The sequence below is a fragment of the Flavobacterium sp. genome, from assembly GCF_043780635.1.
GTDB lineage: Bacteria > Bacteroidota > Bacteroidia > Flavobacteriales > Flavobacteriaceae > Flavobacterium.
Window position 1 is genome coordinate 1 of sequence record NZ_JAYWCK010000180.1, and the last position, 21,942, is coordinate 21,942.

At 34.1% G+C, this 21,942-nt stretch carries 20 protein-coding genes; 11 read left to right on the top strand and 9 right to left on the bottom strand.

The genetic code is table 11. The features are described 5' to 3' along the window. Together ACH2BV_RS15805 and ACH2BV_RS15810 are read left to right on the top strand one after the other, a co-directional pair. Positions 1 to 4,016, top strand: a 4,016-nt coding sequence (locus ACH2BV_RS15805) for a T9SS type A sorting domain-containing protein (protein ID WP_395051740.1), incomplete at its 5' end; no start/stop codon positions are given. 138 nt (positions 4,017 to 4,154) lie between these two features. Beyond that, positions 4,155 to 4,454 (top strand): hypothetical protein, encoded by a 300-nt coding sequence (locus tag ACH2BV_RS15810; RefSeq protein WP_395051741.1) that lies wholly within the window; start codon positions 4,155 to 4,157, stop codon positions 4,452 to 4,454. A gap of 70 nt (positions 4,455 to 4,524) precedes the next feature. Here the strand turns inward: ACH2BV_RS15810 and hisS are convergent, their stop codons facing one another. Then, positions 4,525 to 5,895, bottom strand: a complete 1,371-nt coding sequence (gene hisS, locus ACH2BV_RS15815) for a histidine--tRNA ligase (RefSeq protein ID WP_395051742.1) — start codon at positions 5,893 to 5,895, stop codon at positions 4,525 to 4,527. A 180-nt stretch (positions 5,896 to 6,075) separates the two neighbouring features. Here hisS and ACH2BV_RS15820 point away from each other — a divergent pair, with 180 nt between their 5' ends. Next, positions 6,076 to 7,317: an ABC transporter permease gene (locus ACH2BV_RS15820; RefSeq protein ID WP_395051743.1), complete on the top strand. Its 1,242-nt coding sequence runs from the start codon at positions 6,076 to 6,078 to the stop codon at positions 7,315 to 7,317. A 4-nt stretch (positions 7,318 to 7,321) separates the two neighbouring features. Here the strand turns inward: ACH2BV_RS15820 and prmC are convergent, their stop codons facing one another. Both prmC and ACH2BV_RS15830 read right to left on the bottom strand, forming a co-directional pair. Next, entirely contained in the window at positions 7,322 to 8,206 is an 885-nt protein-coding gene (gene prmC / locus ACH2BV_RS15825; protein WP_395051744.1) for a peptide chain release factor N(5)-glutamine methyltransferase, read from the bottom strand. A 9-nt stretch (positions 8,207 to 8,215) separates the two neighbouring features. Beyond that, complete coding sequence (locus tag ACH2BV_RS15830) at positions 8,216 to 8,704, bottom strand: GNAT family N-acetyltransferase (protein WP_395051745.1); 489 nt, start codon at positions 8,702 to 8,704, stop codon at positions 8,216 to 8,218. Between the two features lie 208 nt (positions 8,705 to 8,912). On the opposite strand from ACH2BV_RS15830, the gene ribD reads away from it, so the two are divergent. Genes ribD through ACH2BV_RS15845 form a run of 3 tightly spaced genes read left to right on the top strand, consistent with a single transcriptional unit; the run spans position 8,913 to position 11,221 of the window. Then, a complete protein-coding gene (gene ribD, locus ACH2BV_RS15835; protein WP_395051746.1) occupies positions 8,913 to 9,977 on the top strand; it encodes a bifunctional diaminohydroxyphosphoribosylaminopyrimidine deaminase/5-amino-6-(5-phosphoribosylamino)uracil reductase RibD in 1,065 nt (354 codons plus the stop codon). Further along, positions 9,970 to 10,578: an HAD family hydrolase gene (locus tag ACH2BV_RS15840; protein WP_395051747.1), complete on the top strand. Its 609-nt coding sequence runs from the start codon at positions 9,970 to 9,972 to the stop codon at positions 10,576 to 10,578. The genes ribD and ACH2BV_RS15840 overlap by 8 nt, the downstream gene beginning before the upstream one ends. A 40-nt stretch (positions 10,579 to 10,618) precedes the next feature. Continuing rightward, complete coding sequence (locus ACH2BV_RS15845) at positions 10,619 to 11,221, top strand: IMPACT family protein (protein ID WP_395051748.1); 603 nt, start codon at positions 10,619 to 10,621, stop codon at positions 11,219 to 11,221. 52 nt (positions 11,222 to 11,273) lie between these two features. Here ACH2BV_RS15845 and ACH2BV_RS15850 read toward each other — a convergent pair whose 3' ends face one another. Then, positions 11,274 to 11,678: an acyl-CoA thioesterase gene (locus ACH2BV_RS15850; protein WP_395051749.1), complete on the bottom strand. Its 405-nt coding sequence runs from the start codon at positions 11,676 to 11,678 to the stop codon at positions 11,274 to 11,276. Positions 11,679 to 11,862: 184 nt separating this feature from the next. Between ACH2BV_RS15850 and dnaA the strand changes: the two genes are divergently transcribed. The 3 genes from dnaA to ACH2BV_RS15865 all read left to right on the top strand — a co-directional run bounded on the left by dnaA (position 11,863) and on the right by ACH2BV_RS15865 (position 14,562). After that, entirely contained in the window at positions 11,863 to 13,290 is a 1,428-nt protein-coding gene (gene dnaA, locus ACH2BV_RS15855) for a chromosomal replication initiator protein DnaA (RefSeq protein WP_395051750.1), read from the top strand. A gap of 7 nt (positions 13,291 to 13,297) precedes the next feature. Next, on the top strand, positions 13,298 to 13,765 hold the full coding sequence (locus ACH2BV_RS15860) for a low molecular weight protein-tyrosine-phosphatase (RefSeq protein ID WP_395051751.1): 468 nt from the start codon (positions 13,298 to 13,300) through the stop codon (positions 13,763 to 13,765). A 74-nt stretch (positions 13,766 to 13,839) separates the two neighbouring features. Then, positions 13,840 to 14,562: an SAM-dependent methyltransferase gene (locus tag ACH2BV_RS15865; protein WP_395051752.1), complete on the top strand. Its 723-nt coding sequence runs from the start codon at positions 13,840 to 13,842 to the stop codon at positions 14,560 to 14,562. Positions 14,563 to 14,653: 91 nt separating this feature from the next. On the opposite strand, the gene ACH2BV_RS15870 is transcribed toward ACH2BV_RS15865, so the two are convergent. The 5 genes from ACH2BV_RS15870 to dapF all read right to left on the bottom strand — a co-directional run bounded on the left by ACH2BV_RS15870 (position 14,654) and on the right by dapF (position 18,716). Next, positions 14,654 to 15,289, bottom strand: a complete 636-nt coding sequence (locus ACH2BV_RS15870; RefSeq protein WP_395051753.1) for a peptidoglycan-binding protein LysM — start codon at positions 15,287 to 15,289, stop codon at positions 14,654 to 14,656. Between the two features lie 97 nt (positions 15,290 to 15,386). Further along, complete coding sequence (locus ACH2BV_RS15875; RefSeq protein ID WP_395051754.1) at positions 15,387 to 16,274, bottom strand: DUF2279 domain-containing protein; 888 nt, start codon at positions 16,272 to 16,274, stop codon at positions 15,387 to 15,389. A gap of 29 nt (positions 16,275 to 16,303) precedes the next feature. Further along, on the bottom strand, positions 16,304 to 17,344 hold the full coding sequence (gene mltG, locus ACH2BV_RS15880; RefSeq protein WP_395051755.1) for an endolytic transglycosylase MltG: 1,041 nt from the start codon (positions 17,342 to 17,344) through the stop codon (positions 16,304 to 16,306). A 12-nt stretch (positions 17,345 to 17,356) separates the two neighbouring features. After that, positions 17,357 to 17,890 (bottom strand): GNAT family N-acetyltransferase, encoded by a 534-nt coding sequence (locus tag ACH2BV_RS15885; RefSeq protein WP_395051756.1) that lies wholly within the window; start codon positions 17,888 to 17,890, stop codon positions 17,357 to 17,359. 43 nt (positions 17,891 to 17,933) lie between these two features. After that, positions 17,934 to 18,716 (bottom strand): diaminopimelate epimerase, encoded by a 783-nt coding sequence (dapF, locus tag ACH2BV_RS15890; protein ID WP_395051757.1) that lies wholly within the window; start codon positions 18,714 to 18,716, stop codon positions 17,934 to 17,936. A 135-nt stretch (positions 18,717 to 18,851) separates the two neighbouring features. On the opposite strand from dapF, the gene ACH2BV_RS15895 reads away from it, so the two are divergent. Together ACH2BV_RS15895 and ACH2BV_RS15900 are read left to right on the top strand one after the other, a co-directional pair. Beyond that, positions 18,852 to 20,252: a trypsin-like peptidase domain-containing protein gene (locus ACH2BV_RS15895; RefSeq protein ID WP_395051758.1), complete on the top strand. Its 1,401-nt coding sequence runs from the start codon at positions 18,852 to 18,854 to the stop codon at positions 20,250 to 20,252. A gap of 146 nt (positions 20,253 to 20,398) precedes the next feature. Continuing rightward, positions 20,399 to 21,847 (top strand): glyceraldehyde-3-phosphate dehydrogenase, encoded by a 1,449-nt coding sequence (locus ACH2BV_RS15900; RefSeq protein ID WP_395051759.1) that lies wholly within the window; start codon positions 20,399 to 20,401, stop codon positions 21,845 to 21,847. The last annotated feature ends 95 nt before the right edge of the window (positions 21,848 to 21,942 follow it).

Sequence of the window (21,942 nt, forward strand, 5' to 3'; positions counted from 1 at the left end):
GAACAACAACTTATTCTTGGACAAATAATACTCCATCAATAGGTTTGGCAGCTTCTGGAACTGGAAATATTTCTGCTTTTACTGCTGTAAATTCGGGAATAGCTCCTATTGTTGCCACTATTACAGTTACACCAACATTCAATAATGGAAGCGTGAATTGCACTGGACCAACTAAAAATTTTACAATAACAGTAAATCCTACAGCGCAAGTCAATCAACCAACTAATCAAGTTTTTTGTAATGGAAGTTCATCAACTTTACCTGCTTTTGCAACAGCAAATACTGTAGGAACAACAACTTATTCTTGGACTAATGATACTCCTTCAATAGGATTGTTAGCTTCTGGAAATGGAAACATCCCAGTATTTACAGCCACTAATGCTGGATCTTCTCCAATACTTGCTACAATCGTGGTCACTCCAACATTCACAAACGGTGGCACAAGTTGTACTGGGTCATCAAAAACTTTTACTATTAAAATTGATGCATCAACTATAGGAGGTGCAGTTAATTTAACACATACCAAAGATTTAGCTGGAAATTTCAACTTGTTACCAACTCCAACAAATAACTATACAGATTGTCACGATTCATCTGGAATTTTAATGCTTAGTGGTCAAACAGGAACTATACTCAGATGGGAATCTAGTATAAATGCTGGATCAACTTGGACTAATTTAGGTAATGGAGGAAACACAACTTATACATATGCACCGATTGTAACGAATACTATTTTTAGAGCAGTGATTCAAAATGCAAATTGTAGTATAGTGAATTCTGCAACTACAGTATTATTTATAATTCCTAACATCAAACCGTCTCCAATTAGTGCAACCCCTTCTACTATTTGTGAAGGAGATTCATCCGTTTTATTTTCCAGTGCCAGTTTCTCATCTAGTCAAAACTTACTAGGCGGTGGACTTTTCAATACTGCCCAACCCGAAGGTTGGTATGTAGATGGAGGAAATTTTAACGCTTCTGGTGATAATGGAAAAAACCATACTTGGTTAGAGACAAATGGAAATGCAGGAACAGAATATGATACAACATCTAATGACAAATTTGCTATTGTTAGAGGTGCGATAGATTCACGATTAGAAACCCCAGTATTTGATTTGATTGGCTTAACAAGTGCAAATTTAACCTATGATTATGCATATCAATTAACTGCCGGAGCTTGGGGAAAAGTAGAGCTTTCTTTTGATGGAGGCGCTACTTATCCCGTAACCTTGATTACTTATACTGGAAATCAAAACCCATTAAATAAATTCAATACTCCAATGAGTATTAATTTGAATGCTTATTTAGGCTATTCTAATTTAAGAATTAAATTTAATTTTCATGGAACTGTAGAAAGTGATCAAAACGCATTTGGTGGAAGTTCATGGGCTGTAGATAACGTAAAAATTCCTCAAGCACCAATTCCTAATATTACATCAGATTGGGAAAACCTTAATACACACGCAATTATTAGTGTTTCCAATACAACGAATGTCACAGTTTTTCCAGCCGTAACAACTACATATGCAGTTACTTCTTATCTTAATGGTTGCAGAAGTTATGGGCCTGATGGAACTACTTATATTACAGTAACGGTAAACAAAAGACCAACAGCAAACATTGGAATTGACCAACTCATTTGTTATGGTGGGACTGCTACTTTTACAATTGCACTGACAGGGAAAGCTCCTTGGATTGTTACCTATACTAATGGAGCTACCTCTACAACCGTTACGACTAGTACGAACCCTTATGTATTTAGCATTAATAATGTAACCGCTAATGCAACTTATACTGTTACCAATTTAAGTGATGCCAATTGTAATGTTGCATTACCAGGAGGTCTAACTGGATCAGCTACAGTAACTGTACTTCTTGGTACACCTGGTGTATGGACAGGATTAGTAAGTACCGATTGGTTTGACTGTAAAAACTGGGAACAAGGCTTACCTTCACTTACTATTGATGCTCAAATTCCAAGCGTTCCAAATAACAACGGAAATCCAAAAAGAATGCCTGTAATAGATAGAACTTCTCCATTTGCAGCAGTATATAGCGGAATAGCGAGCGCCAGAGATTTAATTGTTAACCCTCTAGCTTCAGTTACTATGGTTTCTACCAATAATTCTGAATTGCAAATCAGTCGTAATTGGAGAAACAGCGGAGCTTTTATTCCTGGAACTGGAACTGTAACTTTTAATGGTTATACTTTGAATCAGGTTCAAACTATTAATGCTAGTATAAAAACAAATGAAACATTTTATAATTTAACCACAAATAATACAAACGGAGCCAAAGGAATAAGTCTGGTTAATAATTTTGATTTAACGGTTTTAAATTTTGTCACCTTAACAAGCGGTGATATTCGATTAACTGGTGAAGCGCAACTTGTTCAAGCCGGAACAAATGCAAATCCAGGAACAGGAACAGGTAAATTATTAAAAGACCAACAAGGGCAACGCAACAGTTTTAATTATAACTATTGGTCTTCTCCTGTGAGCACTGGTTCTAATTCTTCATATTCTATAAGTAATGTATTAAGAGATGGAACTGATGTAACTACAAATCCATTTAATCCAATTGCAATAACATTTGGAGATGGAGTATCTTTTGCTGATGGCGCTTTATCAATTCCAATAAATATTAGTAACCGGTGGATATGGTCCTACAATTCTTTGACACCCGACGCAAATACAGAATGGGATGATTATTTTCAATGGAATTATATAGGAAGTACAGGCCTTATAAAAACAGGAGAAGGTTATACCATGAAAGGAACAGGTGGAACAGCTGCAATAACTACAACTCAAAATTATGTTTTTGTTGGCAAACCTAATTCCGGAAATATTATACTAAGTATTGCTCCTCAAGGAACTTATTTATTAGGAAATCCATATGCATCTGCTCTTGATGCTAAAGAATTTATAAAAGACAATTTGAAAGATTGTGGTGGCTGCAGAGGAAGTGGTAATGCTTTTAATGGAGCACTCTATTTCTGGGATCATTTTGGCTTATCAAACAATCATTATCTCGCTGAATATCAAGGAGCTTACGCTACTTATACTTTAATTGGTGGTGCTCCTGGTATTGCCGATAGCTCATTAACAGCTTCGGGTTCTGGTACAAAAGTACCTGGGCAATATATTCCAGTTGCGCAAGGATTTTTTGTAGATGCCTCTTTAGAACCTACATTGAATGGCACAACTTTGGCTACAATAAATGGCGGAAATATCACTTTTAAAAATAGCCAACGAGCTTTTATTAGAGAAGGATCTGCAAGCTCCGTCTTCATGAAAAGAAGTGGCGTACCTAAGGGAACTACAGACACTAAACCGAAAATCAGATTAGGCTTTGATTCTTCTATTGGAGCTCATCGACAACTATTAGTTGGAGCTGACCCTAACACTACCAAACTATTTGATATCGGTTATGATGCACAAATGTTTGATACGAATGATAATGATATGTTCTGGGAAATTAGCGACAATCAATTCGTGATTCAAGGTGTTCCTGATTTTAATGTTAATCAAGTGCTTCCTATAGGTATAGTCGTTGCAGACGAAGGAGAAGTAACCATAAAAATTGATGAATTGGAAAATGTTTCTTCAAACACTAATATTTATTTGCACGACACACTAACAGGAATATATCACAATCTTAAATCAGGTGATTTTAAAATAGCTCTTTCCACAGGAGAATACAATAAACGTTTCTCATTGCGATTCGAAAGTCAAACGAAAACTCTGGATGTAGTCGACAACGATTCGAATGATGGAATTGTCGTGTTATATTCTAACAATTATAAAACATTAATTATCAGAAATAATATTCTGGATTCAACGGTAAATACTGTTTCACTTTATAATATGATTGGTCAGGCTATCAACAAATGGGATGTTGAAGACATAGAGCAAACTAATATTCAGATTCCAATTAAAAATATGCCTTCTGGAATTTATATTGTAAAAGTTAATACTTCGAAAGGGGAAAGCGGCAAAAAAATAATCATTAAATAATCAAAATAAACTCTGAATTTATTAAGGAAACATTAACTTGTTTGGTGTTTTCGTACTGTTTTTTCTTAATATATTTGCTCTTAATTTTGGTCGTAATCCTGAATTAAAAATAAATAGTCAACACTTTAACCGAAAAAAATGAAAAAAATTATTATCCTCTTGGCAATTGTTTTATTTACAATTAATGTTGGAGCACAACAAACAAAACCCGTTGCTACAGAAAGTACAAAAAAAGAATCTTGTTGTGCAAAACACGATGCCAATGCAAAAGCAATGACTTCTGAAGAAATTGCAAAATGTCAAGCAAAATGCAAAGCTGAAGGAAAAAAATGTACCGCAGAAGAAATGGCTAAATGTAGCTCATCTGCCAAAAAATGTTCCGCAGAAGAAATGCCCAAATGCAAATCCAATGGAAAAACATGTAGTGCCAAGAAATAACAATTTCGCTTTATTTACAAAAAATGCCTCAATAAAATTGAGGCATTTTTTGTTTCTATTAAAACTAGAATTATAATAATACTGCCTTCAATCCTTCGAAATCAAGTAAAATTTGTTCGCCGGATATTAAATTTTTCAAGGCAAATTTTCCTTCATTCATTTCCGTTTCTCCAACGATAACAACATAAGGAATAGCTCTTTTATCAGCATGTTGAAATTGTTTTCCAACCTTTACATTATCAGGATACAATTCTACTTTCACACCAAAACTACGCAACTTTGTTATGGCTTTCATAGAATAAAAAGCTTCCTTTTCACCATAATTAATAAACAATGCTTTTGATGTTGAAGTTACTGCTTCAGGAAATAAATTCAATTCTTCGATAACCAAATAAATCCGATCCAACCCAAAGGAAATTCCCACTCCACTTACATCTTTTAAACCGAAAATTCCGGTCAAATCATCATATCTTCCACCTCCACCAATGGAACCCATTGCGACTTGTTTTGGTGGAGCTATTTCAAAAATAGCACCCGTATAATAATTTAATCCCCGAGCTAAAGTCACGTCTAAATCTAAAATTGATTTATTCAATCCAAGATTTGCCGCGTTATCACAAATAAATCGCAATTCTTCAACACCTTTCATACCTTCGTCGGAAGCAGCTAATAATTCGGAAAGTTTACTGATTTTCTCCGAAATTGTTCCTGTGAAATTAAATAAAGGTTGAACTTTTTCTATGGCAGATTCAGAAATTCCTTTTTCAATCATTTCCTTTTTCACGCCGTCCTCGCCTATTTTATCGAGTTTGTCCAAAGCAACCGTAAAATCAATTAGTTTGTCTTTTGCTCCAATGACTTCGGCAATTCCTGAAAGTATTTTTCTATTATTGATTTTAATTGTTACGCCTTCCAAACCTAATTCCGTAAAAACCGAATCGTACAATTGTACTAATTCGACTTCTTGCCATAATGATTTTGAACCCACAACATCAGCATCACACTGAAAAAATTCTCTGAAACGCCCTTTTTGTGGACGATCAGCACGCCAAACCGGTTGTATTTGATATCTTTTGAACGGAAACTCAATTTCACTTTGATGTTGAACTACATAACGAGCAAAAGGAACGGTTAAATCATAGCGTAATGCTTTTTCGGAAATACTTGAAGTCAATTTATTGCTTTCTTTATTTTGCAGTAATGCAGCATCGGCTTTCGCCAAATAATCACCAGAATTCAAAATCTTAAAAATCAATCGATCACCCTCTTCTCCGTATTTTCCCATCAAGGTTTCGGAATTTTCGAACGAAGGTGTTTCTATGGGTTGGAAACCAAATTTCTCGAAATTGCTTTTTATAACGGATATAATATATTGACGTTTTGCCACCTCAGCCGGTGAAAAATCTCTTGTCCCTTTTGGAATGCTAGGTTTTTGAGCCATTTTAATTAATTACGAATTACAAATTACAAATTTCAAAAAATAAAATCGATTTCTTCAAAATCGTAATTCGTAATTTGAAATTCTTAATTCTTACTGCAAATATCTTGTTTTTAAAATAAATATTACATCTTCTAAAGCAAACTTGTAACAAAAATTGTAATTTCGTGTCAAATAGCCACTATGTTTAAATTATTCCGAGAAAACGTCCGAATTGCTATTGGTTCAATCAGAACCCAATTGTTGCGCACCATTCTTACCGTGCTGATTATTGCCATTGGAATCACTGCTTTAGTAGGAATTCTAACGTTAGTTTCCGCTTTAGAAAACACCATTTCATCTGATTTTGCATCAATGGGTGCTAATACTTTTAACATCAATCAATATGAAACTAGCACGCGAAGACACGGTGGCGAGGAAAGAGAAATTATAAATCCCATTATTTCTTATCCCGAAGCAGTAGCTTTTAAAAACAAATATAAATTTCCTCTTGCCGAAACTTCTGTTTCCTTTACGGCAACTTCTACAGCCGAAATTAAATATGAAGCCGCTAAAACAGATCCCGAAAATACAATCGTTGGGGTTGATGAGTTTTTTATGGTCAACTCAGGTTTAGAAACTAGTTTAGGACGAAATTTTACTGGATTTGACATTCAAAACAATACCTATAATTGCATTGTAGGCTCGGATTTCCAAAAAGGAATATTAAAGGATATAAATCCTATCGACAAAGTAATTTCGATTCGTGGAGCCAAGTTCAAAGTTATAGGAGTTTTAAAAGAGAAAGGCTCCACCTTTGGCAACAGCCAGGATTTAAGGGTTTTAATTCCTATTCAGGTAGCACGATCTCTGTTTACGGCACCTAATATTAATTACACGATGAGTGTTATGGTCGCCAAAAAAGAAATGCTGGACGAAGCCATTGACAATGCCAACAGTACAATGCGTAGAGTTCGAAAATTAAGTCCGGTAAAAGACAATAATTTTGCTGTCGTACGAAGCGATGATCTTATAAACAGAATCCTCGGCATTACACAATATTTAGGAATTGCAGCTTGGTTAATTGGCATTATTACAATTCTCGGATCATCTATCGCCTTAATGAATATTATGATTGTTTCGGTTACGGAACGCACTCGTGAAATTGGAGTTCGAAAAGCACTAGGCGCCAAAAAGAGCACCATCGCATTTCAGTTTTTTATTGAAACGTTGCTTATTGGTCAAATGGGCGGTTTATTGGGAATTGTTTTTGGGATTACAATAGGTTATATCATCGCAACTGCTATGGATTTTGTATTTGTAATTCCTTGGGCAGCAATTATGTCTGCCTTTATCACAAGTTTTGCAGTGGCAATAGTTTCCGGATTATACCCAGCTGTCAAAGCCTCAAAACTGGATCCAATTGAAGCGTTGCGCTATGAGTAAGAATTTATAATTCTCCCTTAATCATCCTGTCATTTCCATAAATATCTTTTCTTAACTCGATGTTTTTGAAACTCATTTTTTCGAGTAAATCAATCATTTCTTTTCCTAAATATTGATTAATTTCGAAAAATAATTGCCCGTTTTGGGATAGGTTTTTCTGGGCTAATTCGGCTATTTTTCTATAAAAAATTAATGCATCATTATCTTTTACAAACAGAGCCAAATGCGGTTCATTGTCTAAAACATTTTTCTTGATTTCCTGTTTTTCCAACTCCCGAACGTACGGTGGATTTGAAACTATAATATCAAATTTCTGTTCCAAATCATCAGTTTCAAGAATATTTTTTTTAATAAAATAAACATTCACTTTATTGATTTCGGCATTTTTTTTGGCTGTAGCCAAAGCTTTTTCAGAAACATCAATTGCAAAAACCTGAGCATTCGGAATGTTTTTCGCCAATGAAATAGCAATGCAACCACTTCCCGTTCCAATGTCAAGAATTTTTAAATCATCAGGTTTTTTACCCGAGGCTATGCCGAACTGAGCGGAGCTAATTTTTGAATTACTTTTAATAATCCATTCCACCAATTCTTCGGTTTCAGGTCTTGGAATCAAAACATTAGCATTCACCTCGAAGTTTAAACCATAAAAACTAGTTTTCCCTAATAGATATTGAATTGGAATTTCTTGTTGCAACTTTTCCAAAATCGAATTCCAAAGTTGCATTTCTTCATTTGAAAAAGTCAAATCGGGATTCAAAGCCAAATCAATTCTTTTCAATTGCTGTTTTTCTTCTAAAATCAAATAGAAAAAACTCTCAGCTTCGCCAGCATTGTAAATTGGCGAAAGTTCTTGAATAAATTGGGTTCTGTAGTCTTTGATTCTCATATTTGTAATCTAACTTAAATTCTTCAACATCCAAACCGGACAAGAAACGTGACCTGTACTTCCCATAGGCGAACAAATATATTCAAAACCCACTTTTTTATATAGTTTCTGTGCATCGTGCATAAAAGGCATGGTTTCGAGATAACATTTTTCGAAACCAAAATCCTTGGCCGCTTGCAAACAGTAGTACATCATTTGGCTGCCAATTCCCAAACCACGAGCTTCAGGCAGGAAATACATTTTTTGCAATTCACAAATTGTTTCTGCTTCATTTTCAAGTGGCGCCACTCCAGCAGAACCAATTATTTTTCCAGCTTTTTCAACAACAAAATAAATCGATTTTGGTTTGGTATATTCCTCAAACATCAAATCCAGATAAGGATCAGCATAAGCAGTTCCTACTTTTGGAATGTTTAATTCGTCAAAAACAGCTCTTATTAATTGTGCAACGGCAGGATTATCTTTTTTCTCAATTTTTCTAATTACCCAGTTTTCCATTTTTTAAAATGCTAATTTATTTTACAAAAATAGATATTGTTTATTGTTATACCATTACTTATTATATTTTAGTCCAAAGGTTTTGTATAATGCCGCTGTGTATTTCATTTGTTCAATTTTTATTGGAATAATTTGAAATAACTAGCGGTATTATTTTCCAAAGATTGAAAACTAAATCCTAAACACAAAAATCATTACTTTTGTAATTGTGAAAAAAGATGAAAAATACATACGCCGTTGCATCGAATTGTCCAAAAATGGTTTGGGAACCACATATCCCAATCCGTTAGTTGGCAGTGTAATTGTGTATAATAACAAAATCATTGGCGAAGGCTGGCATAAAAAATCGGGTGAACCTCACGCCGAAGTAAATGCGATTAATTCAGTAAAAGACAAGTCACTTTTAAAAAAATCGACTATTTATGTGAGTTTAGAACCTTGTAGCCATTCTGGAAAAACGCCACCTTGCTGTGATTTAATTATAGAAAACGAAATTCCAAATGTAATTATTGGAACCGTTGACCCTAATATAAAAGTTGCAGGAAACGGAATTAAAAAATTAATCGAAGCTGGCAAAAACGTCACAGTTGGAGTTCTTGAAACAGAATGCATAGAGTTGAATAAGCGCTTTTTTACTTTTCACCTAAAAAAAAGGCCTTATGTAATTTTGAAATGGGCCGAAAGTCAAGATGGTTTTATAGCACCTATAATCCTCCGAGAAGCTCAGGATAAAATAAGAAAGAGAAAACCAGTTTGGATAACGAATGAGTTTTCGCGCCAATTAGTTCATAAATGGCGTAGTGAAGAACAAGCTATTCTTGTAGGAACCAAAACAGTTATTGATGATAATCCAAAATTAGATGTTCGAGATTGGGAAGGAAATAATCCAATTAGGATTATTTTAGATCAGAAAAATCGAGTTCCAAAAGACAGCCATATCTTTAATAACAAAGTAAAAACAATTATTTTTTCGAATACGGCAAATGCTACTAATGAAGAAAACACTACCTTTGAGATAATTGATTTTGAACAAAATCTTGCAAATCAAATACTGAAAGCATTATATAAATACAAAATTCAATCTGTAATTATTGAAGGAGGCGCACAGACTTTACAAACTTTTATTGACGAAAACCTTTGGGATGAAGCACGAATATTCATTGGAAATAGTTGCTTCGGTGATGGAACAAAAGCACCAATTATAGCTTTAAAAAACATTAAAAAACATTCCGTTGGAAACGATATACTTATAATTTCTAGAAATTATGATTAATACAATTATTTTTGATTTTGGAGATGTTTTTATCAACTTAGATAAACAGGCAACTATTAATTCCTTGAAAAAATTGGGTTTATCACAATGGGATGAAGACTTAAACCAGCTAAATCTTCAATTTGAAAAAGGCCAAATCTCACAGGAAAAATTCCTGCTCGGCATTCAAAAACATGTTCCAAATGCTACTATTGATGAAATTTTAAATGCTTGGAATGCCATTCTTCTGGATTTTCCATTAAAACGATTGGAATTTCTGCAAAAACTCTCAAAAAAATACCGCTTGTTTCTTCTAAGTAATACTGATGCTATTCACATAGAAACTTTCGAGAGAGAAAATGGCACTTCATTTTATAGTGATTTTTACCAATGTTTTGAAAAAATCTATTTTTCATTTGAATTGGGAATGCGAAAACCGGATACCGAAATTTTTAATTACATAGTAAAGAAACACGATTTATCTGTGAAACGTACTTTATTCGTAGATGACAAAAAAGAAAATACTGATGCAGCACTTTTGTTAGGTTTCCAAGTATGGAATTTACAAGTAGGACAAGAAGATGTTGTGGAATTATTTTCAAAAAATGATTTTCTGCTATGAAAAATTTCAATAGCCATGTTAAATTCAAATTTTAAGAAATTTGGAAGACACATACAAAACAATAGCCTATCCTTCAGATGAACTTCTTTTTAAAGAAAAAAATAGTAGATTCTTTGGCTACGCGTATCCTATACAATCTGAAACAGAAGTAAAAGCCATAGTTGATAGTTTACGAAAACAGCATCCCAATGCAGGACATTATTGTTATGCCTACCAAATTGGCACCGACACCATAGTTTACAGAGCAAATGATGACGGTGAACCAAGCAACACGGCCGGAATACCTATTTATGGACAAATTCAGTCTTTTGCAGTCACTAATATATTGCTTGTAGTTGTCCGAATTTTTGGGGGAGTTAAATTGGGCGTTGGCGGATTGATTTCAGCTTATAGAACTACAGCCCAAATGACTTTGGAATCTTCAGAAATAATCGAAAAGACTATAGATATTCATTATCTTGTTTCCTTTGATTACAAAAACATCAATAAAGTGATGCGAGTGATTAAAGAGAAAAACGTGAATATTGTATCCCAAAAAATGGAACTGAGTTGCGAAATCGAAATTACCACCAGAAAAAAAAATGCCCTAATGATTTTCGACATTTTTAATTCAATGTTTGAGATAGAAATAAAGCCTCTTTGAAACTATAAGAAAATTCTTTTTTTTTTGCTATATTATCAAAAAAACGACATCTTCATTCCGTTCTATCCAAAATATCTAAAATATATTGTGGAGGAGTAACAGGTCTTCCTGTTTTCATATCGACAAAAACTAAAATTGAATTGCCAGTTGTTAACAACTCATGCTTTTCATTATAGAGTTCATAGTCAAATTCTATCTTGATAGAGGTCTTGTTTTTTAATATTGTTTTCAAAGTTAATAGCTCATCGTAATGAGCCGGTTTTTTATAATTGATCGTTAAAGAAACTACAGGAAGCATAATCCCGTTTTCCTCCATCCATTTATAAGAAATCCCTTTGTTTCTGAGCCATTCGACCCTTCCTACTTCGAAATATTGAGCGTAATTACCGTGATAAACTACACGCATTTGATCTGTTTCTGAATAGCGAACACGGATTTGAATTTGATGATATTCCATTTAATATTTATTAAAAAATTAAAATTTTAAAAACTTCATACAACAATATTTTATAAAATTTACATATAAAATATTTTTTTTTGGTTAATTTTATTCACATATTTGTTATCCCGAAAAACAATGTTTATTCAACCTAGTTTTTTATTAAAAAACAATTACCAAACGAAATAATTTAACCAAATTTATGAACAAGACTGCACAATCAGTATGGGAAAACTGCCTATCTTTTATTAAAGACAATATCGCAGACCAAGCTTATAAAACTTGGTTTGAACCTATTAAGTCAGTTGAACTTACGGATAATGCATTATACATTCAAGTTCCTAGTAAATTTTTCTACGAATGGCTAGAAGAACACTATGTTAAATTATTAAAAGTCGCACTAACCAAAGAACTCGGGAAAAATGCAAAGTTACTCTATAAAATCAAAATGGAAAACACTTATGGCAATAAACAACCGTTTACGGAACAATTGCCTAGTGCTAATCGTGTGCCTATGAAACCACAAGATGTTGATGCTCCATATAAGAACCTTAATCCAGAATTAAGAAATCCATTTGTCATTCCTGGTATTCGAAATTTAAAAATCGAATCACAACTTAATGCAAATTATAGTTTTGACAATTTTCTTGAAGGAGATTCTAACAGATTAGCTCGTTCGGCAGGTATGGCTGTAGCCAATAAGCCAGGTGGAACTTCATTTAATCCATTATTAATCTTTGGTGGCGTTGGTCTAGGTAAAACACATTTATCGCACGCTATTGGAGTTGAAATCAAAGATAAATATCCAGAAAAAACCGTTTTATATATATCGGCTGAAATTTTTACCCAACAATATATTGATTCTGTCAAGAAAAACAATCGAAATGATTTTATCCATTTCTACCAACTTATTGATGTATTAATCATTGACGATGTTCAATTCCTTTCTGGAAAATCAGGAACTCAAGATGTATTTTTCCATATTTTTAATTTTTTACATCAAAATGGCAAACAGGTTATCTTGACTTCGGACAAGGCTCCAGTTGATATGCAAGACATTGAACAACGATTATTATCTCGTTTCAAATGGGGATTATCGGCTGAATTGCACCAACCAGATTATGAAACCAGAATTTCAATCCTAAAAAACATTTTGTATCGTGATGGTGTAGAAATTCCTGAAGAAATTATAGAATATGTTGCACGAAATATTAAATCGAATGTAAGAGAACTAGAGGGAGCTATCATCTCATTGATTGCACAATCTTCTTTCAATAAAAAAGAGGTGACACTGGAACTAGCTAAAAATGTGGTCGAAAAATTTGTAAAAAATGTAAAACGAGAAATTTCTATCGATTACATTCAAAAAATTGTTTCCGATTATTTCCAATTGGATTTAGAAACGCTTCAATCTAAAACCAGAAAAAGACATATCGTTCAAGCCCGTCAATTAGCGATGTTTTTTGCCAAGAAATTCACCAAAGCTTCTTTGGCAAACATAGGTTCCCAAATAGGCGACCGTGATCATGCTACCGTATTACACGCATGTAAAACCGTTGACAATTTAGTTGCCACAGACAAACAATTCAAAAAATTTGTCGAAGACATCAACAAGAAATTAACGCTATAAACGCATTATGCCCATAAAAATTTTAATGGTTTGCCTAGGTAATATTTGTCGGTCACCTTTGGCTGAAGGAATATTGGCTTCAAAACTTCCAAAAAACAAATTCACGGTAGATTCTGCCGGAACAGGTTCTTGGCATATTGGCCATCAACCTGACGAGCGTTCTATTGCCATCGCAAAACGAAATAAAGTAGATATTTCAAGACAAAAAGGAAGACAATTCACATCAAGTGATTTTGACACATTTAATTACATCTATGTCATGGACAATTCCAATTATTGGGATGTTATTCAACTTGCCGATAATCAAGCCCAAACTGAAAAAGTGCAACTCATTTTGAATGAATTATTTCCAGATGAAAATGTAGATGTTCCTGACCCTTACTTTGGAATGCCTAATGGGTTTGATTCCGTTTATAAAATGCTCGATGAAGCCTGTGATGTAATTGCAAAAAAACTTATCGAAAAACACTGTTAAATAGAATGTTTTCAATTTCCATATAATAACTTTTCAATCACCCGTTACCTAGTAAGAATTATAAAAGTACACAAATGAAACCAAACCCTCTACTAGGAAAACTATACTTAATCCCAACAACTTTGGGAGAAGGTGACCCTAATGATGTACTCCCACAAACTGCAAAAAGAACAATTGATTTTATTGATGATTACATTGTGGAGAATGAAAAAACCGCTCGAAAATTCATAAAAAGTATTCAACCAGAAAAAGTTCAGGCTACACTAAGATTAAGTTCTTTAAATAAATATACCGAAGTTTCAGAACACTCCAAAATGTTACAACCTTGTCTACAAGGAAAAAACGTTGGATTAATGAGCGAAGCTGGTTGTCCTGGAGTAGCTGACCCTGGCGCAGTGATTGTAAAATTGGCACACGAAAAAGGAATTCAGGTCGTGCCATTAGTTGGTCCATCTTCTATTTTATTGGCCATTATGGCTTCCGGAATGAATGGCCAAAGTTTTGCATTTAATGGATATATCCCAATTGACAAAGCCGAAAAAAAGACCGCTTTAAAAAACTTAGAAAAATTATCTCAGGACAAAAATCAATCTCAAATATTCATTGAAACTCCTTTTCGAAATAACAAAATGCTCGAAGATATTGTACAGGCTTTAAACCCTTCAACTTATCTTTGCGTTGCTACGGACATCACTTTGCCAACGGAATTCATCAAAACAATGAGAGCGTCAGATTGGAAAAAAATTAAGGTTGATTTACACAATCGTCCCACTATTTTTATCATTCACAAAATGTAAAAAAAAGTTAGCCACGAATTACACTAATTTACACAAATTGATTCGTGAAAATTAGTGTAATTCGTGGCTAAAAAATTTATATAAGCTTAAATTATTGCACTGTTGCGTTACTATCAGCGACAATTCCGGAAGTTTCATAACCTCCAAAATCTATCATATAACTTCGTATCGATGTACCGTAAGCATCTTTAAAATAACGACTTCCATTATTCTTAAAAAACTTTTTTACTGATCCAACTCCACCAAGATGTGCCGCCGCTAATATTCCAGATTCAGTAACGCGAATACCACTGATAATTCTACCTTCATATTTGTCGATTACATCTCTTAACTCCCATTTATTTTGAGCAAGAAGAGCAATAAATGCTTTTTCCTGCATTTTTGGACTGTTCAAAAACTTACCGCTATCGTGTACTCCAACTGATTTTAAGGTTTCAGTACCAAACTGGTATTTTCCCATATAACCCAGAGAATTAATTTTTTTGTATTTGCCTTGAGATTCCCTGAAAGCAATTGCTTCCTTGTAACCAATGAAAAATTTTCCAGTAAAAGGAACACTTAAATTTGTATAATCGTTATGTTTTTGAGATGGATATAAGTATGATGTTCCATCAGTTTCATTAGTAAGAAACCATTGGTTGGTATCTAAATCGAAAGGCTTAAAACCTGAGCTTAAAAAAGCAATAATAAGAGTCAAAATTGTATAAAAAGACCACTTCTTTATCATAAATTGTTTTTCTTCAAACGCTGTCCCGTATTGAAATTTCTACGGTGCAAATATACAATAAAAATCATAAACCTGAAAATCAAGCTGTTAAACTTGTCTAAAAGTACAATCCATAAAACTTGAAACCACTGTGAGGCGAGTACTCAATCGTTGGCGCTGGAATTTTCACAGTATTTAAAACTGAAAAAAATGTCTTCAAAAAGTGGGATTTTGTGTCGATTTTAGTCAAATCTACGTCCAAACTAAGGTAAAATTGTCTGAATCTTTCTGGTTTTGGAACCAAAATTGGAGAATTATTGTCATTATTTCCGCTAATCATTCCTTCCGCTCCATAACCAAAAGCGAGATTGATCCATTTGGGTATTTTGGAACCTTTAGAAAATGAATAAATATTGGCAGAAAGCCAATAAGTTTGACCATTATAATCCTTTATGATTTGTTCCGGAAATGTGCTTCCTAAAACATCAGGTCTATAATTGGAATATTGGGTTTTATGATATGAGAATTTAGGAATAATGCGTTGTTCTTTCCATATTAACTCTTGTGAAACATACAAAGCCGTTCCCGAAGCATTAGCAATTACATCACCCATTGATGCTCCCCATTCTTCAGAAAATCCGTCCATAACCTCAACGGCTGTTAGGAATACAAATCCCAAACTTGCTCCATAAACCAGTTGATTTTTTTTGCTGGTTCCACTCCAATTCAGAGCTTCTGCACCAAATCTTCCAATTTGATAAGAAGAAAATAAATGTCCTACCTTATCCATTTGCATCCATTCAGAATTATCATTTATAAAATGAAAATTAGATCTGGGATAATCAGCGTACCAAAGTTGGTTTAAACCAATCAAAGCTCCAGACGCTAATACAGCTTCGGAAATAAATACAGTGTTTTGTCTTTTCTTGTTTAAGGAATCGGAAGGTTTTAGAAAATTTTCAAAGGAATTTTGAGCCAAAGCACTTTGGAATACAAGTAGGAACAAAAAACAAATTTGACTCTTATACTTCAAAGCTACCTTATTACTCCTTGACTGATTATCCAATCGGAATATTTTTTGGCGTTTTTATTATGTTCTTCCAAAGTAGCAGCAAACTCATGATACCCAAAACGATCTACGCTTGCACAGAAATAAATAAAATTATTCTTTTCAGGATTCAAAACCGCTTCTAATGCCGTGATGTCAGGCATTGCAATTGGTCCGGGAGGAAGACCAATTACTTTATAGGTATTATATGGGGAATTCAAAAATAAGTCGTTGTAAAAGACTCTTTTGATTACTTGGTTAAAATCATTTGATTTCTTTTTTATGGCAAAAATTACCGTTGGATCTGCCTGAAGTGGCATTCCTTGTCTCATTCGGTTCAAATAAACTCCTGCGATTCTAGGTCTTTCATCTTTTTTAACAGATTCTTTGTGCACGATTGAAGCCAAAATTGTTGCTTGAATAGGAGTCAATCCTTGTTTTGCTGCTTGTTCGGTTCGTTCCTTGTTCCAAAAATTGCGATATTCTTTAATCATTTTATCACGGAATTTCTCTGCAGAAATATTCCAATATACTTCGTAAGTATTCGGAATAAAAACTACTAAAACATTTTCATCAGTAAAACCATTTTCTTTCAAGAAAATAGAATCTTTAAAGGTTTTCAATAAAGTCAAACTATCCGGTTCAATTTGGGAACCAACTCGTCCTGCAAAATTCTCCAAGCGTTCTTGATTGTTAAAAGCCAGTTTCACGGGAACATTACTTCTCAAAGCTTTGACCAAGTCATAACTGTTCATTCCTTTAATAAATAAAAAACGGCCCGGTTTTACATTATCGGGATAACTTCTCATGTCAGCGACAGATTCAAAACGATCCATGTTTTCGACAAAAGGGGCTATTATTTTCTTGACATCTTCATAGTTAGCACCTGTTGGCACGTGAACATATAATTCATTTTCAGAAAATTTGGTGTTTTTAGAAAAAACTTGGTTTGCCAAAATAAATCCATAAACGAGTAATGCTGACATTAAACCTACGGATGCGATTGTTATGATTTTTTTTAAATTCAAAACTATATCTTTTTAAAGTTGATTATTAATTAATTGAAAAATAGCCTCGTCTTTATAAACTCCATTGACTAAAGTCCAATCTTTTTTCGTGCCAATCTTTTGAAATCCAAATTTAGTGAAAAGTGCAATACTAGCTTCGTTTTCTGTGCCAATATTTGCATACAATTGATGTAAATTAAGATTAAAAAAAGAATACCGAATCAAGAGTTCCAATGCTTCGGAACCTATATTCTGTTTTCTGTTTTCATTTCCTTGAATCACGATGCCAACTCCTGCCCTATTGTTCTTTGGGTCAAAATCAAATAAATCGATTAATCCCAAAGGGGGGAAATCCTGGTCTTGACAAATCGCCAATCGCAATTGTTTGGCTTCATAAATATCCTGCTGGGCATTTTCGAGATATTGCTTCACTAAAAACCGACTGTAAGGCGTTTGAGTATTGCTGACTTCCCAAATGCTTTGGTCGTTTTCCATAGCATAAACAAACTCCAAATCATTAGGTTCGAGTGCTCGGAGGTAAATGTTTTCGCCTTTTAGTGTGATCATTTAAAAATAATTACGAATTTGAAATTACGAATAGAAATTTTGATTAAATAGAAATTTCTCCTTTAAACACAAATTCCGCTGGGCCTTTCAGGAAAACATTGGTAAATAAACCATCCTTTTTATCAAAAGAAACTTCTAATTTTCCGCCTTCAACATTCAAATGTATAGAGGTAGAATCGGTTTTTCCAATAGCATTCATAGCTATAGCAGATGCAGTTGCGCCAGTTCCACAAGAAAGTGTTTCGTCTTCCACGCCTCTTTCATAAGTACGAAGTGAAAAAGTATTCGCGTCAATTTGTTTTACAAAATTGACATTACTTCCTGCTTTACCATATAATTCTCCATATCGAATGGCTGCCCCCTTTTCTTTTATATTGCAGTTTGCCAAATCTTCCACCATTTGCACGTGATGTGGTGAACCTGTATTGAGGAACGTATAATCAGGAGTAATTTTTATATTAGGAACATCAATCATTTGAAGGGAAACTTGTCCATTTTCATTAATTGTAGCGTGATGCAAACCATCGGTGGCAATAAAAGTACAGCTATTGTTAATCACCTTCAACTTTTTGGCGAAAGCCACTAAACAACGACCACCATTGCCACACATAGAACTTTGGTTTCCATCGGAATTGTAATAGACCATTTTAAAATCAGCTTCGGAATCGTTTTCCAATAAAATAAGTCCGTCTGCTCCTACTCCGAAACGTCTGTCGCACAAATGCGCAATGAGTTGAACGTTTTCCTTTGGAAAAAACCCAGATCGATTGTCAATCATCACAAAATCGTTTCCTGTTCCTTGGTATTTATAAAATTCTATTTGCATTTTAGTTGAATTGTGTTGCACAAAAGTACAAATATTAATGATACGTTAAAGAATGTTAAACGAGCGTTAAACTGTTTTTTTGAAATATCAAAATTTATAATTTTACGTTGTAATTTCTTAAATAACTATAAAACTATGAAACGATTTTCAAGTCTATTACTAGTGTCATTGCTAAGCGGAGTCATAACACTTGGTTCCTACAAGTTATTATTTGATGACAATGGCTATTTCTCTAAAAACAAAAACTCCGTTGTAACTTTAGCTACAAATTCCTATGGAAGAAATGTTGGACTTTCTTCCGAAGCAGTCGATTTTACTGATGCTGCCGAAAAAACCATTCACACGGTAGTTCACGTAAAAAATGTATCCCGAAAAACCATTTCTAACCCTATTTTGGAATATTTCTACGGTTACCGAGGCGATCAATTGCAAGAACAAGTAGGAACGGGTTCTGGTGTAATCATTTCTGAAGACGGTTATATCGTGACCAATAATCACGTGATAAAAGACGCTTCGGAAATAGAAATCACGTTGAATAACAAAAAGTCCTATACTGCAAAACTCATTGGAACCGACTCAAAAATGGATATTGCCTTGTTAAAAATCGATGCAAATGAAAAATTACCTTATACGGCTTTCGCCAATTCTGATTCGGTGAAAATTGGCGAATGGGTTCTAGCAGTTGGTAATCCATACAACTTAACTTCGACGGTGACTGCAGGAATTATTTCGGCGAAAGCCAGAAACTTGGATACTAGCGGAATTCAATCTTTCATTCAAACTGATGCTGCTGTAAATCCCGGAAATAGTGGTGGCGCATTAGTAAATACTCGAGGTGAATTAATAGGAATTAATACAATGATTTCGTCTCAAACAGGTTCATACGTTGGTTATTCTTTTGCGGTTCCTTCGAATATAGCCAGAAAAATTATTGAGGATTTGATGGAATTTGGAAATGTACAAAGAGGAATTCTTGGCGTTGAAGGAGGTGAATTGAATGCCTTGGCTTCGAAAGAATTGGGCGTTCCGGAAACACAGGGTTTTTATATTAATAAAGTTTCTAAAAATTCTGGTGCCGAAAAAGGCGGATTAGAAAAAGGGGATATTATCATCAAACTGGACGACCAAAATATTGCCACTTACGCTGATCTTTCAGGCTATATCAATACCAAAAGACCGAACGACAAAGTAGAAGTCACTTTTATCCGAGACGGGAAAAACAAAGTCCTTCCGGTAATTTTGAGCAAAAACGAATTTTTCAGCACTGAATTCAAAGGTTTGGAATTAGAAAATATTGATGCTACTGACAAAAGTAGATTCCGTGTTGACTATGGAGTAAAAATAAGATCCATTACAAATGAAAATCTGAAACAATACGAAGACGAACTCAAAGGAAATATTATTTTGAGCATCGATAATGTAAAAGCGAAAGATTTAGAAACTGTTTCCAAAATTTTAAAAAACAAAGAGGAAAGTCAAAGTATCAATTTGGAAATGATTAATAAAAAAGGTGAAATAATCAGGGTAATTATCTAACATTCACAATCAAAAAATGGAAGCCATTTTGCAAAAGCAAGGTGGCTTTTTTTTATTTTAAAAATAGTTACGAAATCGTTTTCGTAAAACATTATTAAGTCATACTTTTGCAAAAAATTTCAAAAAACATTGCTCAAATTTTCAATATGAAAAATACCCTTTTATACGAAAAAGAAATTTTATTTCAAACCGACAGACGAAAAGCCGGAGTAGAATTTATCAAAATCATAAGTGATTTATGGTATGACAAATCCATCGAAATGGTTCTGTTCAGGAATCAATTGATTGATAGAAATGTAAGCGAAATCATCAACCTACACGAATATGCCGGAGAATTTGTGGGTAAACCAATTTCTATTTTTGATTCGGTTGAAATTGCAAAAGCAATTCTAACAATGGATTTACCTCCTTCTAAACTAGACATAGGAAAACTAACTTATGAATTTGAACTAGAAAACTACAATTTTAAAAATGCAAATGAATTTGTTATTGACAAATTAAAAGATGCCAAAAATACGGAGGAAATTCAATCCAAAGATGTTGTGCTTTATGGTTTTGGAAGAATTGGGCGTTTACTCGCCAGAGAACTGATGTCAAAAACAGGCAAAGGTGATCAATTGCGATTGAGAGCGATTGTTACTCGGGACAAAAACGACGCAGTTTCATTGGAAAAAAGGGCTTCTCTATTGCGTTATGACTCTGTTCACGGCGATTTCATGGGTTCAGTAGTTGCTGATTCTGGAAACAACGCCTTGATTATAAATGGGACAACAGTTCATGTTATAACGGCAAATAGTCCTGAAGAAATTGATTATACAAAATATGATATCGAAAATGCATTGGTTATTGATAACACGGGCGCATTCACAACCCAAGAAGCTTTAACTAGGCATTTGACCTCAAAAGGAACCCAAAAAGTATTGCTGACCGCACCGGGAAAAGGCGTTCCCAATATAGTTTATGGTGTAAACCAAAACGAATACAATCCGGATGAAGTCAATATCTTTTCGGCAGCATCGTGTACGACCAATGCTATAACGCCTATTTTAAAAGTGATCGAAGATACTTTGGGCGTTGTAAAAGGACATTTAGAAACCATTCATGCTTATACCAATGACCAGAATTTGGTCGATAATATGCACAAAAAATACCGTCGCGGAAGAGCTGCCGCCTTGAATATGGTCATTACCGAAACTGGTGCTGCGACCGCCGTTGCTAAAGCCTTACCTTCATTGGAAGGTAAATTGACATCCAATGCAATTCGGGTGCCGGTTCCCAACGGTTCATTGGTAGTTTTAAATCTTGAAGTTGCCAAACTAACCTCTATTGCCGAAGTAAATGCCATTATGAAAAAATATGCTTTGGAAGGAGAATTGGTAGAGCAAATAAAATATTCCTTGAATAATGAGTTGGTTTCTTCGGATATTATTGGGACTTCAGCGCCGGCGATTTACGACAGCAACGCGACAATTGTTTCAAACGATGGGAAAAATATTGTGTTGTACATTTGGTATGACAACGAATATGGTTACAGCCATCAAGTGATTCGGTTGGCAAAATATATTGCTAAAGTAAGGCGTTTTATTTACTACTAGATAGCAGATAACAACAAGAAATCCGTTTCAGATTAATGAGACGGATTTTTTTATTTGGAGCTATTTCCTGCTATACGTTACAATCCACGCCCAAA